The organism is Streptomyces mirabilis, from assembly GCF_018310535.1.
Classification (GTDB): domain Bacteria; phylum Actinomycetota; class Actinomycetes; order Streptomycetales; family Streptomycetaceae; genus Streptomyces.
Genome location: NZ_CP074102.1, coordinates 615,119 through 631,605 on the forward strand (window position 1 = coordinate 615,119; position 16,487 = coordinate 631,605).

The 16,487-nt window shown below is 71.6% G+C and carries 15 protein-coding genes; 9 read left to right on the plus strand and 6 right to left on the minus strand.

Annotated elements, in window-relative coordinates:
• Nucleotides 1-130 precede the first annotated feature (130 nt).
• Nucleotides 131-304 carry an MFS transporter small subunit gene (locus SMIR_RS44805; RefSeq protein WP_422664390.1) on the minus strand — a complete coding sequence of 58 codons (174 nt, stop codon included), beginning with the start codon at nt 302-304 and terminating at the stop codon, nt 131-133.
• A complete protein-coding gene (locus SMIR_RS02780; RefSeq protein WP_212726411.1) occupies nt 270-1,607 on the minus strand; it encodes an OFA family MFS transporter in 1,338 nt (445 codons plus the stop codon). Before SMIR_RS02780 ends, SMIR_RS44805 begins: the two co-directional genes overlap by 35 nt.
• Nucleotides 1,608-1,839: 232 nt before the next feature.
• On the opposite strand from SMIR_RS02780, the gene SMIR_RS02785 reads away from it, so the two are divergent.
• The 5 genes from SMIR_RS02785 to fdhD are packed head-to-tail and all read left to right on the plus strand — an operon-like array spanning nt 1,840 to nt 8,286.
• Nucleotides 1,840-2,811: a 2-dehydropantoate 2-reductase gene (locus SMIR_RS02785; RefSeq protein ID WP_168497573.1), complete on the plus strand. Its 972-nt coding sequence runs from the start codon at nt 1,840-1,842 to the stop codon at nt 2,809-2,811.
• On the plus strand, nt 2,808-4,727 hold the full coding sequence (locus SMIR_RS02790) for a molybdopterin oxidoreductase family protein (RefSeq protein WP_212726412.1): 1,920 nt from the start codon (nt 2,808-2,810) through the stop codon (nt 4,725-4,727). The genes SMIR_RS02785 and SMIR_RS02790 overlap by 4 nt, the downstream gene beginning before the upstream one ends.
• Before the next feature lie 4 nt (nt 4,728-4,731).
• Nucleotides 4,732-6,564, plus strand: coding sequence for an NADH-ubiquinone oxidoreductase-F iron-sulfur binding region domain-containing protein (locus SMIR_RS02795; protein WP_168497569.1), 1,833 nt, complete (start codon nt 4,732-4,734; stop codon nt 6,562-6,564).
• Complete coding sequence (locus SMIR_RS02800) at nt 6,561-7,421, plus strand: 2Fe-2S iron-sulfur cluster-binding protein (protein WP_168497544.1); 861 nt, start codon at nt 6,561-6,563, stop codon at nt 7,419-7,421. The genes SMIR_RS02795 and SMIR_RS02800 overlap by 4 nt, the downstream gene beginning before the upstream one ends.
• A gap of 7 nt (nt 7,422-7,428) precedes the next feature.
• A complete protein-coding gene (gene fdhD, locus SMIR_RS02805) occupies nt 7,429-8,286 on the plus strand; it encodes a formate dehydrogenase accessory sulfurtransferase FdhD (RefSeq protein WP_168497542.1) in 858 nt (285 codons plus the stop codon).
• Between the two features lie 91 nt (nt 8,287-8,377).
• Here the strand turns inward: fdhD and SMIR_RS02810 are convergent, their stop codons facing one another.
• The gene (locus tag SMIR_RS02810; protein WP_212726413.1) at nt 8,378-9,214 is read right to left on the minus strand and encodes a LysR family transcriptional regulator; all 837 of its coding nucleotides are present in this window, start codon (nt 9,212-9,214) and stop codon (nt 8,378-8,380) included.
• A gap of 159 nt (nt 9,215-9,373) precedes the next feature.
• On the opposite strand from SMIR_RS02810, the gene SMIR_RS02815 reads away from it, so the two are divergent.
• The gene (locus SMIR_RS02815) at nt 9,374-10,093 is read left to right on the plus strand and encodes an SDR family oxidoreductase (RefSeq protein WP_168497538.1); all 720 of its coding nucleotides are present in this window, start codon (nt 9,374-9,376) and stop codon (nt 10,091-10,093) included.
• Between the two features lie 31 nt (nt 10,094-10,124).
• On the opposite strand, the gene SMIR_RS02820 is transcribed toward SMIR_RS02815, so the two are convergent.
• A complete protein-coding gene (locus SMIR_RS02820; RefSeq protein WP_168497537.1) occupies nt 10,125-10,667 on the minus strand; it encodes an isochorismatase family protein in 543 nt (180 codons plus the stop codon).
• Nucleotides 10,668-10,686: 19 nt separating this feature from the next.
• The gene (locus tag SMIR_RS02825) at nt 10,687-11,127 is read right to left on the minus strand and encodes a MarR family winged helix-turn-helix transcriptional regulator (RefSeq protein WP_212726414.1); all 441 of its coding nucleotides are present in this window, start codon (nt 11,125-11,127) and stop codon (nt 10,687-10,689) included.
• 103 nt (nt 11,128-11,230) lie between these two features.
• Here SMIR_RS02825 and SMIR_RS02830 point away from each other — a divergent pair, with 103 nt between their 5' ends.
• The 3 genes from SMIR_RS02830 to SMIR_RS02840 all read left to right on the plus strand — a co-directional run bounded on the left by SMIR_RS02830 (nt 11,231) and on the right by SMIR_RS02840 (nt 15,443).
• Nucleotides 11,231-12,145, plus strand: a complete 915-nt coding sequence (locus SMIR_RS02830) for a quinone oxidoreductase family protein (protein WP_212726415.1) — start codon at nt 11,231-11,233, stop codon at nt 12,143-12,145.
• 153 nt (nt 12,146-12,298) lie between these two features.
• Nucleotides 12,299-14,188 carry a sialidase family protein gene (locus SMIR_RS02835; protein WP_212726416.1) on the plus strand — a complete coding sequence of 630 codons (1,890 nt, stop codon included), beginning with the start codon at nt 12,299-12,301 and terminating at the stop codon, nt 14,186-14,188.
• Between the two features lie 10 nt (nt 14,189-14,198).
• Nucleotides 14,199-15,443 carry a DUF5005 domain-containing protein gene (locus SMIR_RS02840; protein WP_212726417.1) on the plus strand — a complete coding sequence of 415 codons (1,245 nt, stop codon included), beginning with the start codon at nt 14,199-14,201 and terminating at the stop codon, nt 15,441-15,443.
• Here SMIR_RS02840 and SMIR_RS02845 read toward each other — a convergent pair.
• Nucleotides 15,376-16,389, minus strand: a complete 1,014-nt coding sequence (locus SMIR_RS02845; RefSeq protein WP_168501420.1) for a bile acid:sodium symporter family protein — start codon at nt 16,387-16,389, stop codon at nt 15,376-15,378. The two genes, SMIR_RS02840 and SMIR_RS02845, sit on opposite strands and share 68 nt — an antisense overlap.
• Between the last annotated feature and the right edge of the window lie 98 nt (nt 16,390-16,487).

The following is a 16,487-nucleotide window of genomic DNA, read 5'->3' on the forward strand; positions in this document are numbered from 1 at the left end:
GTGACTCACGGGTACGACGGCAGGTGTTGCCACAGGAAAGCGGCGTCAGGCTTGTCGGCTTCTGTCAGACCTTCGGACGTCCTGGCAACGTCCGCACGCACGCCCGGCGTCTGAATCCGTACGCCGGGCCCTATCCCGCGAACAGCTGCTTGGCCTTCAGGACGAGCTCGTACAGGCCGTAGCAGAGCGGCGCCCCCACCCACAGCCAGGCGAAGGCGATCAGTGGAATGGGGGTCCCCCCGCTCGAGCGAAGCCGAGAGTGGGGGAGGTCAGGCGGACTGCTGGGGCTGGACGGAGTCGTCATCGGCGGCCTCCCTCGGGGCGGGGATGTGGTGGCGGGCGTGTACGGGTCGCACCAGCTCATTGGCGACGAACCCGACGACCAGCAGCCCGATCATGATCAGGAACGAGGTGTCGTAGAGCTGCGCACCGTGCTTGCCTGCTTCCTTCTGGCGGTCCGCGATCCAGTTGACGATCAGCGGGCCGAGGACGCCGGCCGTGGACCAGGCGGTGAGCAGCCGGCCGTGGATGGCGCCGACCTGGTAGGTGCCGAAGAGGTCCTTCAGGTAGGCGGGAATCGTCGCGAAGCCGCCGCCGTAGAAGGAGAGGATCACCAGGGCGCAGACGATGAACAGGGGCTTGGAGGAGTCCCCGAACTGCGAGATCAGCAGATACATGATCGCGCCCACGCCGAGGTAGACGCGGTAGATGTTCTTGCGGCCGATCAGGTCGGACGTGGAGGACCAGCCGATCCGGCCCGCCATGTTCGCGGCCGAGAGCAGCGCCACGAAGCCCGCGGCGGCGGAGACCGACACCGGGGTGGAGGTGTCCGCGAAGAAGTCCGTGATCATCGGGGCGGCCTTCTCCAGGATGCCGATGCCCGCGGTCACGTTCATGCAGAGCACGACCCACAGGCACCAGAACTGCGGGGTGCGCACGGCGCTGTTCGCGGACACCTGCACCCCGTCGAGCGGCGCGGGTCCGGCCTTGACCGGCGGTTTGTCGCCGCGCGGCACCCGCACCAGCAGGACGCCGAGCGTCATGAAGACGGCGTACGACAGCCCGTGCACGAGGAAGGCGAGCGCGATGCCGGAGGAGTCGGAACCGAAGGACTTCAGCATCTGCGCGGACCACGGCGAGGCGATGAGCGCACCGCCGCCGAAGCCCATGATCGCGATGCCGGTGGCCATGCCGGGCCGGTCCGGGAACCACTTGATCAGGGTCGACACGGGCGAGATGTAACCGATGCCGAGGCCGATGCCGCCGACGAAGCCGTAGCCGAACACGATCAGCCAGTACTGCTCGGTGGCGGCGCCGAGCGAGGCGATCAGGAAGCCGGTGGAGAAGCAGACCAGGGCGACGGTCATCGCCCAGCGCGGTCCGTTGCGCTCGACGAGGGTGCCACCGAACGCGGCGGACAGTCCGAGCATGACGATGCCGAGCTGGAAGGGCAGCGCGCTCTGGGTCCCGCTGAGGCCGAGCGCGGATTCGAGCGGCGGCTTGAAGACGCTCCAGGCGTACGCCTGGCCGATGGAGAGGTGGACCGACAGTGCGGCGGGCGGGACGAGCCAGCGGCTCCAGCCGGGTGGCGCGACGGGGGGACTCATGATCCCGGACGATAGGAAGCGGTTGCCCGGTTGTGAAGCCGTTCGACACCAACTCGTCGACGGTATGCGGTGAGCGGTATCCGTCGCGCGACGAACGGTCGGCGGGTCCTCGCGGTGGCCCGTCGAGGTGTTGCGCGAAGCCTTGCCGCCCCAAGTTCCATACTGTAGACAATATTTCGTCGACAGAGTTCGGCAGTTCCTCGGTACCCTCGACCGAACGGAGCGAGCCACAGTGAAAGTCGCCGTTCTCGGCGCCGGTGCGATCGGCGCCTACGTCGGCGCCGCGCTGCACCGCGCCGGCGCCGATGTGCACCTCATCGCCCGTGGACCGCATCTTGCGGCCATGAGGCAGCACGGAGTCCAAGTCCTCAGTCCGCGCGGCGACTTCACCGCGCGCACCCACGCCACCGACGACCCGGCCGAGGTCGGCCCGGTCGACTACGTCCTGCTCGGCCTGAAGGCCAACTCGTACGCGGCGTGCGGGCCGCTGATCGAGCCTCTGCTGCACGACACCACGGCGGTGATCGCCGCCCAGAACGGCATCCCCTGGTGGTACTTCCACCGGCACGGCGGCCCGCACGACGGCCACCGTGTGGAGAGCGTGGACCCGGACGGCGCGGTCAGTGCGGTGCTCGCGCCCGAACGGGCCATCGGGTGTGTCGTGTACGCCGCGACCGAGCTGGAAGGACCCGGCGTCGTACGGCACTTGGAAGGCACCCGGTTCTCCGTCGGCGAGCCCGACCGTTCCCTGTCCGAGCGGTGCGCGGCGTTCAGCGAGGCCATGACGGCAGGCGGCCTCAAGTGCCCGGTCGAACGGGATCTGCGCAACGACATCTGGCTCAAGCTGCTCGGCAACATCTCCTTCAACCCGATCAGCGCGCTGGCCCGCGCGACGATGCGGCAGATGTGCCTGCACGGCGGCACCCGCAAGGTCATCGAGATCATGATGACCGAGACGCTCGCGGTCGCCGAGGCGCTCGGCTGCGAGGTGGGCGTCTCCATCGAACGGCGGCTGGCCGGCGCCGAGCGCGTCGGCGACCACCGCACCTCCACTCTCCAGGACCTGGAGCGCGGCAAGCCGCTCGAACTGGACGTACTGCTGGCGGCGGTCGTCGAGCTGGCGGACATCACCGGCGTCGAGGTGCCCACCCTGCGCACCGTCCACGCCATCTCGGACCTGCTCGCGCTGAGGAGTGCCGCATGAGGAAACGTGAATCGAAGATCTACGCCCGGCTCACGCACCCCCTGGTCCGTGACGCGCGCGACCAGCCCTTCCGGCGGGCCACCTGGGACGAGGCCCTGACCCATGCGGCGGCGGGACTGGGTGCCGCCCGCGGCGCCTTCGGCCTGTTCTCCTGCGCCCGCGCGACCAACGAGATGAACTACGTGGCCCAGAAGTTCGCCCGGGTCGTGATGGGCACGAACAACGTGGACTCCTGCAACCGCACCTGTCACGCCCCGAGCGTCGCGGGCCTGAGCGCCGCCTTCGGTTCCGGCGGCGGCACCTCCTCGTACGCGGAGGTCGAGGAGACCGACCTCATCGTGATGTGGGGCTCCAACGCCCGCTTCGCACACCCGATCTTCTTCCAGCACGTGCTGAAGGGGATCAGGAACGGCGCCCGGATGTACGCGGTCGACCCGCGCCGTACGTCCACGGCCGAGTGGGCGGAGAGCTGGCTCGGTCTGAACGTCGGCACCGACATCCCGATGGCGCACGCGATCGGCCGCGAGATCATCCACGCGGGCCTCGCCAACCACGCCTTCATCGAGCGGGCGACCAGCGGCTTCGAGGAGTACAAGGCGCTGGTCGAGCCCTGGACGCTGTCGCTCGCCGAGAAGGTGACGGGCGTACCGGCGGCGGCGATAAGGGAGTTGGCGCACGCGTACGCACGGGCCGAGCGCGCCCAGCTGTGCTGGACCCTCGGCATCACCGAGCACCACAACGGCACCGACAACGTCCGCGCGCTGATCAACCTGACCCTGCTGACCGGGCACGTGGGCCGCCACGGCTCCGGGCTCCAGCCCCTGCGCGGGCAGAACAACGTGCAGGGCGGCGGAGACATGGGCGCCATCCCCAATCGCCTCCCCGGCTTCCAGGACATCCTCGACCCCGAGGCGCGGCTGAAGTTCGAGTCCGCCTGGGACACCGTCATCCAGCCGCACTACGGGCTGAACCTGACGGAGATGTTCGAGGCCATGGAGGAGGGCACGCTCAAGGCCGTCTACTGCATCGGCGAGAACCCGGCGCAGTCGGAGGCGGACAGCGAACAGGCGGTACGGCGGCTCAGTGCCCTCGACTTCCTCGTCGTGCAGGACATCTTCCTCACGAAGACGGCCCAGTTGGCGGACGTCGTACTGCCCGCGACCGCCGGGTGGGCGGAGACGGAGGGCACCACCACCAACAGCGAGCGGCGCGTGCAGCGTGTACGCGCCGCGGTGACCCCGCCCGGTGAGGCCCGCGAGGACATCGGCATCCTCTGCGACCTCGCCGCGCGCCTCGGGCACGCATGGAAGTACGAGGACGCCGAGGCCGTCTGGAACGAGCTGCGGTCGGTGTCGCCGGACCACTACGGGATGACGTACGAACGTCTGGCGGAGCACCAGGGCATCCAGTGGCCCTGCCCCGACACCGGGCGGCTCGAACCCACCTACCTGCACGGCCGGTTGTGGGCCTTGGACCCCGCCGAGCGCGGCCGGCCCGCGCCGTTCGGGATCGTCCAGCACGACCCGCCCGTGGACCTGACGGACGAGGAGTACCCGATCCGGCTCACCACCGGACGGCGGCTCGACTCGTACAACACCGGTGTGCAGAGCGGCGGCTTCGCCTCGCCGCTGCGACGCGGCGAGTACGTCGAGCTCTGCCCGGAGGACGCCGAGCACTACGGGGTCGTGGTGGGCGAGGAGGTCCAGATCTCCTCGCGACGGGGATCCGTCGTGGCCCCCGTGTGGATCGACACCGCGCTGCGGCCCGGACTGGCGTTCATGACCATGCACTTTCCCGACGAGGTGGACACCAACCAGCTGACGATCGAGGCGAACTGCCCGATCGCGGGGACGGCGGAGTTCAAGGCGTCGGCCATCCGGATCGAGAAGCTGCCGGTCGCGATTCAAGTGAGGTGATGTGGTGGATCTGCACTTCGGTGACAGCAAGCCGACGGACGAGGAGCGGGCGGCGATCGACGCGCTGCTCGGTCCTGCGGAGTCCTCGTGGGAGGGCGCCGCGCGCGATGAGATGAGGGCCGCCGACCTCAGGTGGGCGCGCGGCGGCCGGGAGGCGCGCGAACGCCGCGACCTGCTGTTGCCGGGGCTGCACGCCGTCAACGACCGGATCGGCTGGATCAGCGAGGGCGCGCTCGACTACCTGTGCCGCAGGCTGACCGTGCCGCCGGCGGAGGCGTACGGGGTCGCGACCTTCTACGCGATGTTCTCGGTGAAACCGCGCCCCGCGACCGTGCTGCACATGTGCACGGACCTCGCGTGCGCGGCGGCGGGTGCGGCGGAGCTGTGTGCCGGGGTCGAGGCCCGCCTCGGGCCCGGCAGCGGCGTCGGCGTCGAGCGCAGCCCCTGCCTGGGTCTGTGCGAGCGCGCTCCGGCGGCCCTCGCGGTCAGGGCGGGCGATCCGGTGCGTACGGCCGTGTCGGCGCCCACCACCGTCGCGTGGGCGGCAATGGCGGCGAGCGCCCCCGACTCCGCGCCCGAGGAGCCGCCCGCGGCCTTCGCGGTGCCCCAGGCGGGAGATCCCTCACTCGTGCTGCTGAGCCGTGTCGGTGTGGTCGACCCCGCCTCGCTCGACGACTACCGGGCGCACGGCGGGTACGCGGCGCTGCGGCGGGCCTTCGCACTCGGGCCGGCCGGGGTCATCCGCGAGGTCACCGACGCGGGTCTGGTCGGGCGCGGCGGCGCCGCCTTCCCCACCGGCCGCAAATGGCAGGCCACGGCCTCCCAGCCCGACCATCCGCACTACCTGGTGTGCAATGCCGACGAGTCCGAGCCGGGCACCTTCAAGGACCGGGTCGTCATGGAGGGCGACCCGTACGCCCTCGTCGAGGCGATGACGGTCGCGGCGTACGCCGTCGGCGCGCACAAGGGTTACCTCTATCTGCGCGGCGAGTACCCGCGCGCCCTGCACCGCATGGAGCACGCCATCGGGCAGGCACGCGCGCGTGGCCTGCTCGGCGAGGACGTCCTCGGCCAGGGATACGCCTTCGACATCGAGATCCGGCGGGGCGCGGGCGCGTACATCTGCGGCGAGGAGACCGCCCTGTTCAACTCGATCGAGGGGTACAGAGGAGAGCCGCGTTCCAAACCGCCCTTCCCTGTGGAGAAGGGTTTGTTCGGCAAACCCACTGCCGAGAACAACGTCGAGACCCTGGTGAACGTCCTGCCGATCCTGACGAGGGGGGCCGAGGCGTACGCGGCGATCGGCACCCCGGGCTCCACCGGTCCGAAGCTGTACTGCGTGTCGGGCAGTGTGGACCGGCCCGGGATCTACGAACTGCCGTTCGGATCGACCCTGGGCGAGCTGCTGGAGCTGGCGGGCGTACGTGAGCGGCTGCGCGCGGTGCTGCTCGGCGGCGCGGCGGGCGGCTTCGTACGGCCCGACGAGCTGGACATCCCGCTCACCTTCGAGGGGACCCGGGCGGCTGGCACGACTCTCGGCTCGGGCGTGGTCATGGCCTTCGACGAGACGGTCCCGCTCCCCCGCCTCCTGCTGCGCATCGCCGAGTTCTTCCGCGACGAGTCGTGCGGGCAGTGCGTGCCGTGCCGGGTCGGGACCGTACGGCAGGAGGAGGCGCTGCACCGGATCGCCGAGCGGACCGGTGCGGCGGCGGCCGACGACATCGCCCTGCTCAGGGAGGTCGGCCGCGCGATGCGGGACGCCTCGATCTGCGGTCTCGGGCAGACCGCGTGGAACGCCGTGGAATCCGCGATCGACCGCTTGGGGGCCTACGAATGACCGCGATACCGCTGGGAGTGCCGCGTCGGCTCGTCGAGTTCACCCTCGACGGGCAGGAGGCCAGGGTTCCCGAGGGCTCGACGATCCTCGACGCCTGCCGGGCGGCGGGCAAGGACGTCCCCACCCTCTGTCAGGGCGACACGCTCACCCCCAAGAACGCCTGCCGGGTCTGTGTCGTCGAGCTCGAGGGCGCCCGGACCCTCGTCCCGGCCTGCTCCCGCAAGGCGGAGGCGGGCATGGCGGTGCGCACGGACACCGAGCGCGCCCGCCACAGCCGCAAGATCGTCATCGAGCTCCTCGCCTCCTCGGTCGATTTGTCGACCACCCCGCAGGTGGCCGGGTGGATCAAGGAGTACGAGGCGAAACCGGACCGCTTCGGCCCCGACGCGGCACGCCTCGACGAGGAACCGAAGATCGACAACGGCCTCTACGTCCGCGACTACGACAAGTGCATCCTCTGCTACAAGTGCGTCGACGCGTGTGGCGACCAGTGGCAGAACACCTTTGCGATCTCGGTCGCGGGGCGCGGTTTCGACGCCCGGATCGCCGTCGAGCACGACGCCCCGCTGACCGACTCGGCGTGCGTGTACTGCGGCAACTGCATCGAGGTGTGCCCGACGGGGGCGCTGTCGTTCAGGTCGGAGTTCGACATGCGCGCGGCGGGTACGTGGGACGAGTCGGCGCAGACCGAGACGACGACGGTGTGCGCGTACTGCGGTGTGGGCTGCAACCTCACCCTGCACGTGCAGGACAATGAGATCGTGAAGGTCACCTCCCCGCACGACAACCCGGTGACCCACGGCAATCTCTGCATCAAGGGCCGCTTCGGCTACCAGCACGTACAGAACCGGGACTGATCAGGACATGGGACGAGTCACGGAACGACGCAAGGTGATCCGCATCCGGGACGGGGCCATCTCCACCCGCCCCGACACGCTCGTCGCCGAGGAACCACTGGAGATCCGCCTCAACGGGAAACCGCTCGCGATCACCATGCGGACCCCGGGCGACGACTTCGCGCTCGCGGCGGGCTTCCTCGTCAGCGAGGGGGTCTTCGGCCGGGCCGACGAGCTGCAGAACATCGTCTACTGCGCGGGCGCCACCGTCGACGGTTCCAACACGTACAACGTCGTGGACGTCCGGACGGCACCCGGAGTCGTACTGCCCGACATCACCCTGGAGCGCAACGTCTACACGACCTCGTCCTGCGGCCTGTGCGGCAAGGCGAGCCTGGACGCGGTCCGTACGACGGCCCGCTGGGCCATCGACGACGGCGCCGACACTCCCCCGGTCCGGCTGGAGCCCGCTCTCCTCGCCGGCCTCCCCGACCGGCTGCGCGAGGCCCAGCGGGTCTTCGACCGGACCGGGGGTCTGCACGCCGCGGCCCTGTTCACGGAGGACGGGGAGATGCTCGACGTACGGGAGGACGTGGGCCGGCACAACGCGGTCGACAAGCTGGTCGGGCGCGCCCTGCAACGCGGCGACCTCCCGCTCTCCCGCACGATCCTGCTGGTCTCGGGCCGGGCCTCCTTCGAGCTGGCGCAGAAGGCGGTCATGGCGGGGATCCCCGTACTGGCGGCGGTCTCGGCACCGTCCTCGCTGGCGGTGGACCTGGCCGCCGAGACCGGGCTGACCCTGGTGGGCTTCCTGCGCGGCCCCTCCATGAACGTGTACGCGGGCGAGCACCGCATCGCCCTGCGGGCCGCGGCCGCCCAGGGCTGACCGGCTCCCCGCGGCACGGCGGCGGGGCCCCGACCGGCGGGGAGCGCCCCCTGCGCCGTAGGGGCCCCGCCTCAGCCCGGCGCGACCGGGCTCACTCCTCCTCCGCCCGCGCCGGGTCGGCGAGAGGCGCGAGCGGGGCGAAGGCGGTGATCAGGGGCGAGCGCCGGCTCGCCTCCCAGGCGAGCAGCACCTCGTCCCGCTCCGCGTCCGGCACCGGTACGTAGGTGATGTCCGGGCGCGAGTACTGCTCGGCGACGGACTCCGGTACGAGCGTGATGCCGGCCCCGCTCGCCACGGACTCGAACTTCTCTTCGATGGTGCGGATCGGCAGCTCGCCGGGACCGGGGTCGGCGTACCTCAGGCGCGGTTCGTCCGCCAGGTCGGCCAGGGCAAGCTCCGGTTTGCCCGCGAGCCGGTGGTCGGCGGGGAGCATCGCCACGCGCGCCTCGCTGTACAGCGGCAGCAGCGTGAGGCCCTGCTCGCGGATGGGGCGGCGTACGTAGGCGAGGTCGACGGTTCCGTCGAGGATCAGCCGCTCCTGGTCGTCCCATTCGACGCGGCGGGCGTGCGCCTCGACGTCCGGGTGGGCGGCCCCGAAGGCGCGCAGGGCGCGGGTCACGACGACGCCGGCCCGGAAGCCGACGACCAGCCGACGCGGTCCGCGGGCCGCCCGGCGCACCCGACGGCGGGTGGCATCGGCGGTGGAGAGCAACGGCGTCGCGTCGTCAAGGAGTTGTCGTCCCGCGTCCGTCAACCGCACCCCGTGACTGTCGCGTTCGAAGAGCACGGCGTCCAGGTCCTTCTCCAGGGACCTGATCTGACGGCTCAGTGCGGGCTGGGCGATGTGCAGCCGCTCCGCCGCGCGGCCGAAGTGGAGCAGCTCGGCGACCGCCACGAAGTAGCGGATCTTCCGCAGGTCGAGGTCCATGGCCGCACCTTCCGTCGTCGTCCCGCGTCGCGGTGGCGATGCCTTCAGGGTATCGCCGACGCCGAAAGAGGTCTTGGACGGCGGGCTCCCCGCGGCAGCAGGCTGGAACACGTCAAGCAAGCACGGAAGAGGAAGACGGAAGAGGAAAGGGGAACGGACATGAGTCTGCGAGGAGAGCGGGTCGTGGTCATCGGCGGCACGGCGGGCATCGGGCTCGCGGTGGCGGAGGCCGCCGCACGGGAGGGGGCGGACGTGGTGGTCGCCTCGCGCCGGCAGGCGGCCGTGGACGGCGCGCTGCGACGGCTGCCGGAAGGGGCCGAGGGGCATGTGCTCGACGTGACGGACGAGGACGAGGTGCGCGGCTTCTTCGCACGGATCGGGGACTTCGACCACCTGGTGTTCACCGCCGGGGATTCACTGCTGCTGGAGGATCTGGCGAGCGCGGACATCGACCGGGCCCGGCGCTTCCTGGACACCCGGTTCTGGGGCGCGTACGCGGCGGTCAAGCACGGCGCACCGTCGATCAGGAAGGGCGGTTCCATCGTGCTCACCACGGGCACCGCGGGCCGGCGTCCGATGCCGGGCACGACCGTGGCGGCCGGCCTGTGCGGGGCGATGGAGTCCCTCACCCGCGCACTGGCACTGGAGCTGGCGCCGATCCGGGTCAACGTGGTCTCCCCCGGTGTGGTCCGCACCGAAGTGTGGCGGGAGCTGCCGGAGGCCGACCGCGAGGGCCTGTTCGCGTCCGCCGCGCAGTCGCTGCCGGTCGGGCGGGTCGGGGAGCCCGAGGACGTGGCGGAGGCGTACCTGTACCTGATGCGCGGCCGGTTCAGCACCGGTTCGACCGTCGTCGTGGACGGCGGCACGGTGCTGGTGTGACCGCGCGAAATCCCCTGCCCCGCCCCGCGCCTCAGCCCGCGCTGAAGTGCACCTGCGCGGCGGTCACGACGGTGCCAAGACGTGGGAAGTCGAGGCGGACCGACGCCTCGTGCTCGGGCGCGGTGAGGGCGGCCATCGCGTCCTCGGCGAACACGAGGTCGTAGCCGAGGTCGCCTGCGGCGCGGGCGGTGGACTCGACGCCGAGGTTGGTGGCGATCCCGCCGAAGACCAGGGTGGAGATGCCGCGCTCCCGCAGCCGCTCGTCGAGACCGCTGCCCTGGAACCCGCCGATGGTCCGCTTCACGACCTCGAGGTCACCCTCCACCGCTAGCCCGGCGACGAGTCCGCTGCCGGGCGGCTGCTCGGGCAGCCCGGGCCGTTCGCCCCGGACGAGCACGACGAGCGCGCCCGCCTTGCGGAAGGTGGCCGCCAGCTCCTCGGCGGCGGCGAGGACTTCGGTGCCCTTGCGGGGTTCCACGGGCAGCCCGACGATGCGCTCCATCAGATCCACGAGCACCAGGGCGGTGCGCGCGGGGTCGAGGGCGAGTCGGGGTTCGGTTTCGGGTGCGGTCATGACGGAACGTTAGCCCGCCTTAGCCGTCCGTACCGGAAATCCGGATCAACAAGGCCATGAACTGCTCCCGCTCGGCCGCCGAGAGCGGCGAGAGGAGCGCGTCGTTGGCCTCGCGCGCCGCCCGCTCGCAGCGCGCGAGGAGGCGTGCGCCCTCCTCGGTGATGGACACCGCGTTCTTGCGACGGTCCCTGGGGTCGGGTTCGCGCAGGACCAGGCCCGCGTTCTGGAGGTCGTTGAGGACACCGACCAGGTCCTTGGGGTCGAGCTGGATGCTGCGGCCCAGTTCGGCCTGGGCGACGGGACCGAGATCGGAGGCGGCGGAGAGCACCACGTGATGCCACATCTTCAGGCCCTCGGCGGCCAGCGCCTCGGCGACGAGGGCACGACCGCGGGCGGCGGCGCGACCGAGGAGCCAGCTGGGGAGGGCCCGGATGGCGGACAGGGGGGCGGAGGCGGGCATGGGACCAGACTAGCGAATAACCGTTGGGATTCCCAATGAATCTCGGATACCGTTGGGCCTCCCAACGAATCGAGGGCTCGCCCCCTCACCCCCTGGAGGTGCGATGCGTCGCGTCCGATACGAGCACACCGGCGGCCCCCTGTTCCTGGAGGACGTCCCCGTACCCGCCGCCGGGCCCGGCGAACTGCTGGTGCGCGCCGAGGCGATCGGCGTCACCCTTCCCGTCGTCCGCAAGGTCACCGAGGCCGCGGAGCCGGTCCCGCTCGGCGGTGAGATCGCCGGCGAGGTCGTCGCCGTCGGCGCGGGCGTCACCCGCTTCGCGGCGGGCGACCGCGTCACCGGACTCTGCTTCGGGCACGGGTACGCCGACCGCGCCCTGCTGAACGAGACCATGGCCACCCCCGTCCCGGCGGGCGCGAGCGCGGTCGACGCCGTCGCCCTCGTCCGCAGCGGACTGGTCGCGCTCGGCGCCCTGGAGGCGGCGCGCCCCGCACCCGGCGAGGCGGCGCTGATCACCGGCGCGGCGAGCGGGGTCGGCCATCTCGCCGTCCAACTCGCCCGGCTGCGGGGCGCGTCACGTGTCGTCGGAGCCGTGTCCGGGCTCGCTTTCGGCAAGGCGGAGTTCGTGCGGGGGCTCGGCGCGGACGAAGTGATCGCGTACGGTTCCGAGGACTGGGGCGAGCCCGTCGACTACGTCCTCGACGCGGTCGGCGGCGACCTGCTCACCCCGGCCGTCACCGCCCTCGCCCCGAACGGGCGGCTCGTCGCGTACAGCTCGGGCGGCGGGAGCGTGCGGGCGTACGACCTACTGGTGGGCGCCAAGTCCGTGATCGGCTTCCAGATGGCCCGGAACGAGCCGGGACGGTACGAGCGGTGGCGCGGGGAACTGTGGCGGCTGTTCGCGGAGGGGTCCCTGCGGCCGGCCGTGCACGGGGAGTTCGCCCTGGAGGACGCGGCGAAGGCGCACGCGGCGATCGAGTCGCGGAGCAACCTGGGGAAGGTGGTGCTGCGCCCCTGACATGCGCGTTCAGATTTGGCGTGAACACGACCGGCACTCGCTTCTTGTGGGGCCGTTGAAGGCCCAAGTAGCGTCTGCGGCACACACATTGGACGTCGGATGTCGGATGTCCAATGTCCGGATCAGCCAGGCGCATGAAGGGCAGGTCGCACCATGTCGGCACGTCTCCGCGCACGTCTGAGATCGACCCTGACCGCCGTCCTCACGGCCGCCGCACTGTGCGTGCTCGCGCTGCCGAACCCCGCGAGGGCGGACGCACCGGACGCTGCGGACGCGTCCGGTGCGTTGTTCGAGCAACAGGTGCTCTTCAGGGCCTCCCAGGATCCCGGCTACGCCTGCTTCCGCATTCCGGCCGTCGTGCGGAGCACCCACGGCACCCTGCTGGCGTTCGCCGAGGGGCGCGTGCACGACTGCGGCGACGCGGGCGACATCGACATCGTCGTCAAGCGGTCGACCGACGGCGGCCGCACCTGGGGGCCGCTCCAGGTCGTCAACGAGGGAGCGGGCGACACCCACGGCAACCCCGCCCCGATCGTGGACCGCGAGACCGGCCGCATCGTGCTGGCGGAGACGTACAACACGGGCCGCACGGACGGGCGGGGTTGCGACGTCCCCTGCGACCGCACCCCACATCTCCAGTACAGCGACGACGACGGCCTCAGCTGGTCCGCACCGCGCGACCTGAGCTCCGAGATCCTCCCGCCGGACTGGAACTCCTGGTACGCCACCGGTCCCGTGCACGGCATCCAGCTGACCCGTGGCAGGCACGCCGGGCGGCTCGCCTTCGGCGTCAACACCGAGACCTGGAACGGCAGTCGGGTCACCGCCAACAACGCCGCCCTCATCACCAGCGACGACGGCGGCGACCACTGGCGGATCGGCGCGAGCGACTCCTGGCCGATCGCGGACGACGGCACCTTCCGCCAGAAGCCGTCCGAGCTGACGCTCACTCAACGCGCCGACGGGTCCGTCCTCGTCAGCGGGCGCGAGCAGGACGGCACCGACCTCGGCCACCGCACCCAGACCGTCAGCCGCGACGGCGGCGACAGCTTCACGGCCCCCTTCCGCGACCTCCCCGGCCTCTACGCGCCCCAGGTCCAGGGCTCCGTACTCCGCCTCGGCGACCGCGTCCTGCTGGCCTGCCCCGGCGACCCCGACCGCCGCAGGACCATGATGATCCGCTCCTCGTACGACGGCGGGCGCACCTGGGACAGCGTGGACCGCGGCACGGTCGTGACCACCGACTGGTCGGGCTACTCCGACCTGGTCCGGATCGGCGACGGCGCCGTGGGGCTGCTGTACGAGGGCGGCGCGGTCGACGCGCGCGACGAGATCCGCTTCGCCCGCTTCACCGAGGACTGGCTCACCCCGCGCCGCGGCCCCGACCCGACGACCGCCGACCTCGCCCGGCACGCCGAGCCGGCCGCGGTCCTCGGCGGCGCCCGGGAGACGGCGGGCGTGCGCGGTGGCGCGCTGGAGTTCGACGGCACCGACGACGCCGTACGACTGCCGTATCAGGACCGACTCCCGCTCGGGACGAAGGACTTCACCGCGTCGCTGTGGTTCCGCTATACGGCCACCGGCGGGGCGCAGCCGCTGCTGTGGATGGGCGGGATCGGGACGACCCAGCCGCAGGTGTGGATGCGCGCCGAGCCCGCGTCCCACAGGATCACCGCGCTGATCACCACCAGGAACGGAGCCGCGGCCCCGACCTCCGCCTCCGTGCGCACCGCGAGCGCCTACAACGACGGCCAGTGGCACCATCTCGCGCTGCGCAGGAGCGGAGGGCTGCTCACACTCTCCGTCGACGGTACGGCGGTCGGCGCCGCGGACGTGCCCGGATCGGTCAGCCGCAACTCGCCGTTCGGGGTCCATGTCGGGCAACGGATGGACAGCCGGGCGTACTTCACCGGAGCGATCGACGAAGTACGCGTCTACGACCGGGCGTTGAGCGACGACGAGCTGTCCGCGCCGCCGTCCCGGGAAGTGACCCGGGACACCGTCCTGTATCTGCCCATGGACCAAGTGCGCGGCGGACACTAACGTCCCGTCCGTGCCCGACGACGCACGAGCACGACGACGACGGACCGGGGCCGGCCTCGGTGTCCTGCTCGCCCTGGTCTGCGCGGCCGTGCTGCTCACCGCCCTCCCCGACCACGACCGGGAGGGCGGCGGCGCGTGCACGGCCCGTACGCTGCGGTCCTGGAGTGCGGACGCCCGGCTCACGGGCGAGTTCGCGCGATACGGCGACGACGCGAGCCGTGTCGACGACTGGACCGGAGGCGACGGCACGCACTCGGTGCGGCTGCCGGACGGGCGGGTGCTGTGGCTGTTCTCGGACACGTATCTGGGCCAGGTGCACGGGCCGCCGAACCCGGTCGGCGAGTCGTACGCGTGGCGCGACACGAGCGCGCCCCTGGTGCGGAACTCGGCCGTGGTGATGTCGAAGGACGGGCGGCTGGAGACGACGCTGCCGACGCCGGTGTTCCCGGACCCGGGGCCGGGGCGGTGGCGGTGGCCGGTCGCGGCCCGTGTCGAACCCCGCTCCCCCGGCTCCTCGGAGCAGGTCGTCCGCGTCCTGCTGTGGACCCGTACCGCCGGCCAGGCCCCCTGGATCTACGGCGTGCCCACGTCCACCGAGGTCGCCACGCTCTCGCTGCCCGACCTGCGGCTCGAAGGCATCACCACGGTCCTGGACCAGAGTTCCGTGGCGGATCCCTCCCGACGGGTGCTGTTCGGCACCTCGACGGTCGACGCGGGCGCCTGGACGTATGTCTTCGGCGGCGATGACGGGCAGGCCGCCTCGCGCCCCGCCTCGCAGGCGTACGTGGCGCGGGTGCCGCGCGGCCGGCTCGGGCAGCCGGCGGCCTGGGAGTACTGGGACGGCAGCGGATGGGCGGTGCGGGTACGGCCGGGGCCGGTGCTCGGCGACGGGCGGCGGACGGGGGTCGGCAGCGCGTTCACCGTGGTGCGGGACGGCGGGACGTACGTCCTGTTCACGATGGCGGCGGGCACCGCGGGCCTGACGACGATCACCTCGTACTGGGCGTGCGCGCCGACCGGCCCCTGGCACGGGCCCACCCGGAGCTTCAGTCCGTCCCTGCCGCAGGGGCAGGTGGCCGCGTACAACCCGCAGGTGCACGCGGCGCTGAGCGACGGCGACCGGCTGGTCCTGAGCTATGACGTGAACTGGCTGGACACGACGGGCGGTGTCTCGGCGCAGGCGAACCTCAGTCGGAACGTGGCGCTGTACCGACCGCGATTCGTGACGCTGCGACTGGGCGAACCGGGGTCGTAGCCTCCTCGGGGTCGTGGGCGCGGCGCTTGGCGATCACCGCGCACACCATCAGCTGCATCTGGTGGAAGAGCATCAGTGGCAGCACCGCGAGCGAGGCGTGCGCGCCGAACAGCACGCTGGCCATGGGAAGCCCCGAGGCGAGGGACTTCTTCGACCCGGCGAACTGGATCGCGATGCGGTCCTCGCGGTGGAAGCCCAGTGCCCTGCCGCCGTACCAGGTGAGCGTCAGCATCACCGCGAGCAGCACGGCCTCGACCGCGAGCAGTCCCGCCAGTCTGACCGCGCTCACCTGGTGCCATATGCCCTGCACCATGCCCTCGCTGAACGCGGTGTAGACGACGAGCAGGATCGAGCCGCGGTCGACGTACCCGAGGACCTTCTTGTGACGCGTGATGAACCCCCCGATCCAACGGCGCAGTACCTGCCCGGCGAGGAACGGCACCAGCAGTTGCAGCACGATCTTGACCAGCGAGTCCGCGGAGAATCCGCCGCCGCTGTTGCCCAGCAGTGCCGCGGCGAGCAGCGGGGTGACGACGATGCCCACGAGGGAGGAGAAGGAGCCGGCGCAGATCGCGGCGGGCACGTTGCCGCGGGCCATGGAGGTGAAGGCGATCGACGACTGGATGGTCGAGGGGACGAGCGTGAGGAAGAGCAGACCGGTGTAGAGGTTGTGGGTCAGGAGCACCGGTTCGAGGCCGCGGACGGCCAGGCCGAGCAGCGGGAAGACGACGAAGGTGCAGGCCAGGACGGTGACGTGGAGTCGCCAGTGCTTGAGGCCTTCGACCGCCTCACGGGTGGAGAGCCGGGCCCCGTAGAGGAAGAAGAGGAAGGCGATGGCGGCCGTGGACGCGCCCGACGCGACGTCGGCGCCCGTACCCCGCGCCGGGAGCAGCGCCGCGAGGCCCACTGTCCCGAGCAACAGCAGGATGTACGGGTCGATCGGCATCCAACTCGGCCACTGCAGGCGTTTCACGGTGCTCCACTGCTCAGACGTCGTACGGGGTCGGCCCCCGGCACGGGGGGGCCGGGGCGGGTCGTGCCCTC

Coding starts and splice junctions, on each gene's coding strand:
- SMIR_RS44805 (WP_422664390.1), bottom strand. CDS start 304: ATGACGACTCCGTCCAGCCCCAGCAGTCCGCCTGACCTCCCCCACTCT.
- SMIR_RS02780 (WP_212726411.1), bottom strand. CDS start 1,607: ATGAGTCCCCCCGTCGCGCCACCCGGCTGGAGCCGCTGGCTCGTCCCG.
- SMIR_RS02790 (WP_212726412.1), top strand. CDS start 2,808: ATGAGGAAACGTGAATCGAAGATCTACGCCCGGCTCACGCACCCCCTG.
- SMIR_RS02800 (WP_168497544.1), top strand. CDS start 6,561: ATGACCGCGATACCGCTGGGAGTGCCGCGTCGGCTCGTCGAGTTCACC.
- fdhD (WP_168497542.1), top strand. CDS start 7,429: ATGGGACGAGTCACGGAACGACGCAAGGTGATCCGCATCCGGGACGGG.
- SMIR_RS02810 (WP_212726413.1), bottom strand. CDS start 9,214: ATGGACCTCGACCTGCGGAAGATCCGCTACTTCGTGGCGGTCGCCGAG.
- SMIR_RS02815 (WP_168497538.1), top strand. CDS start 9,374: ATGAGTCTGCGAGGAGAGCGGGTCGTGGTCATCGGCGGCACGGCGGGC.
- SMIR_RS02820 (WP_168497537.1), bottom strand. CDS start 10,667: ATGACCGCACCCGAAACCGAACCCCGACTCGCCCTCGACCCCGCGCGC.
- SMIR_RS02825 (WP_212726414.1), bottom strand. CDS start 11,127: ATGCCCGCCTCCGCCCCCCTGTCCGCCATCCGGGCCCTCCCCAGCTGG.
- SMIR_RS02830 (WP_212726415.1), top strand. CDS start 11,231: ATGCGTCGCGTCCGATACGAGCACACCGGCGGCCCCCTGTTCCTGGAG.
- SMIR_RS02835 (WP_212726416.1), top strand. CDS start 12,299: ATGTCGGCACGTCTCCGCGCACGTCTGAGATCGACCCTGACCGCCGTC.
- SMIR_RS02845 (WP_168501420.1), bottom strand. CDS start 16,389: ATGCCGATCGACCCGTACATCCTGCTGTTGCTCGGGACAGTGGGCCTC.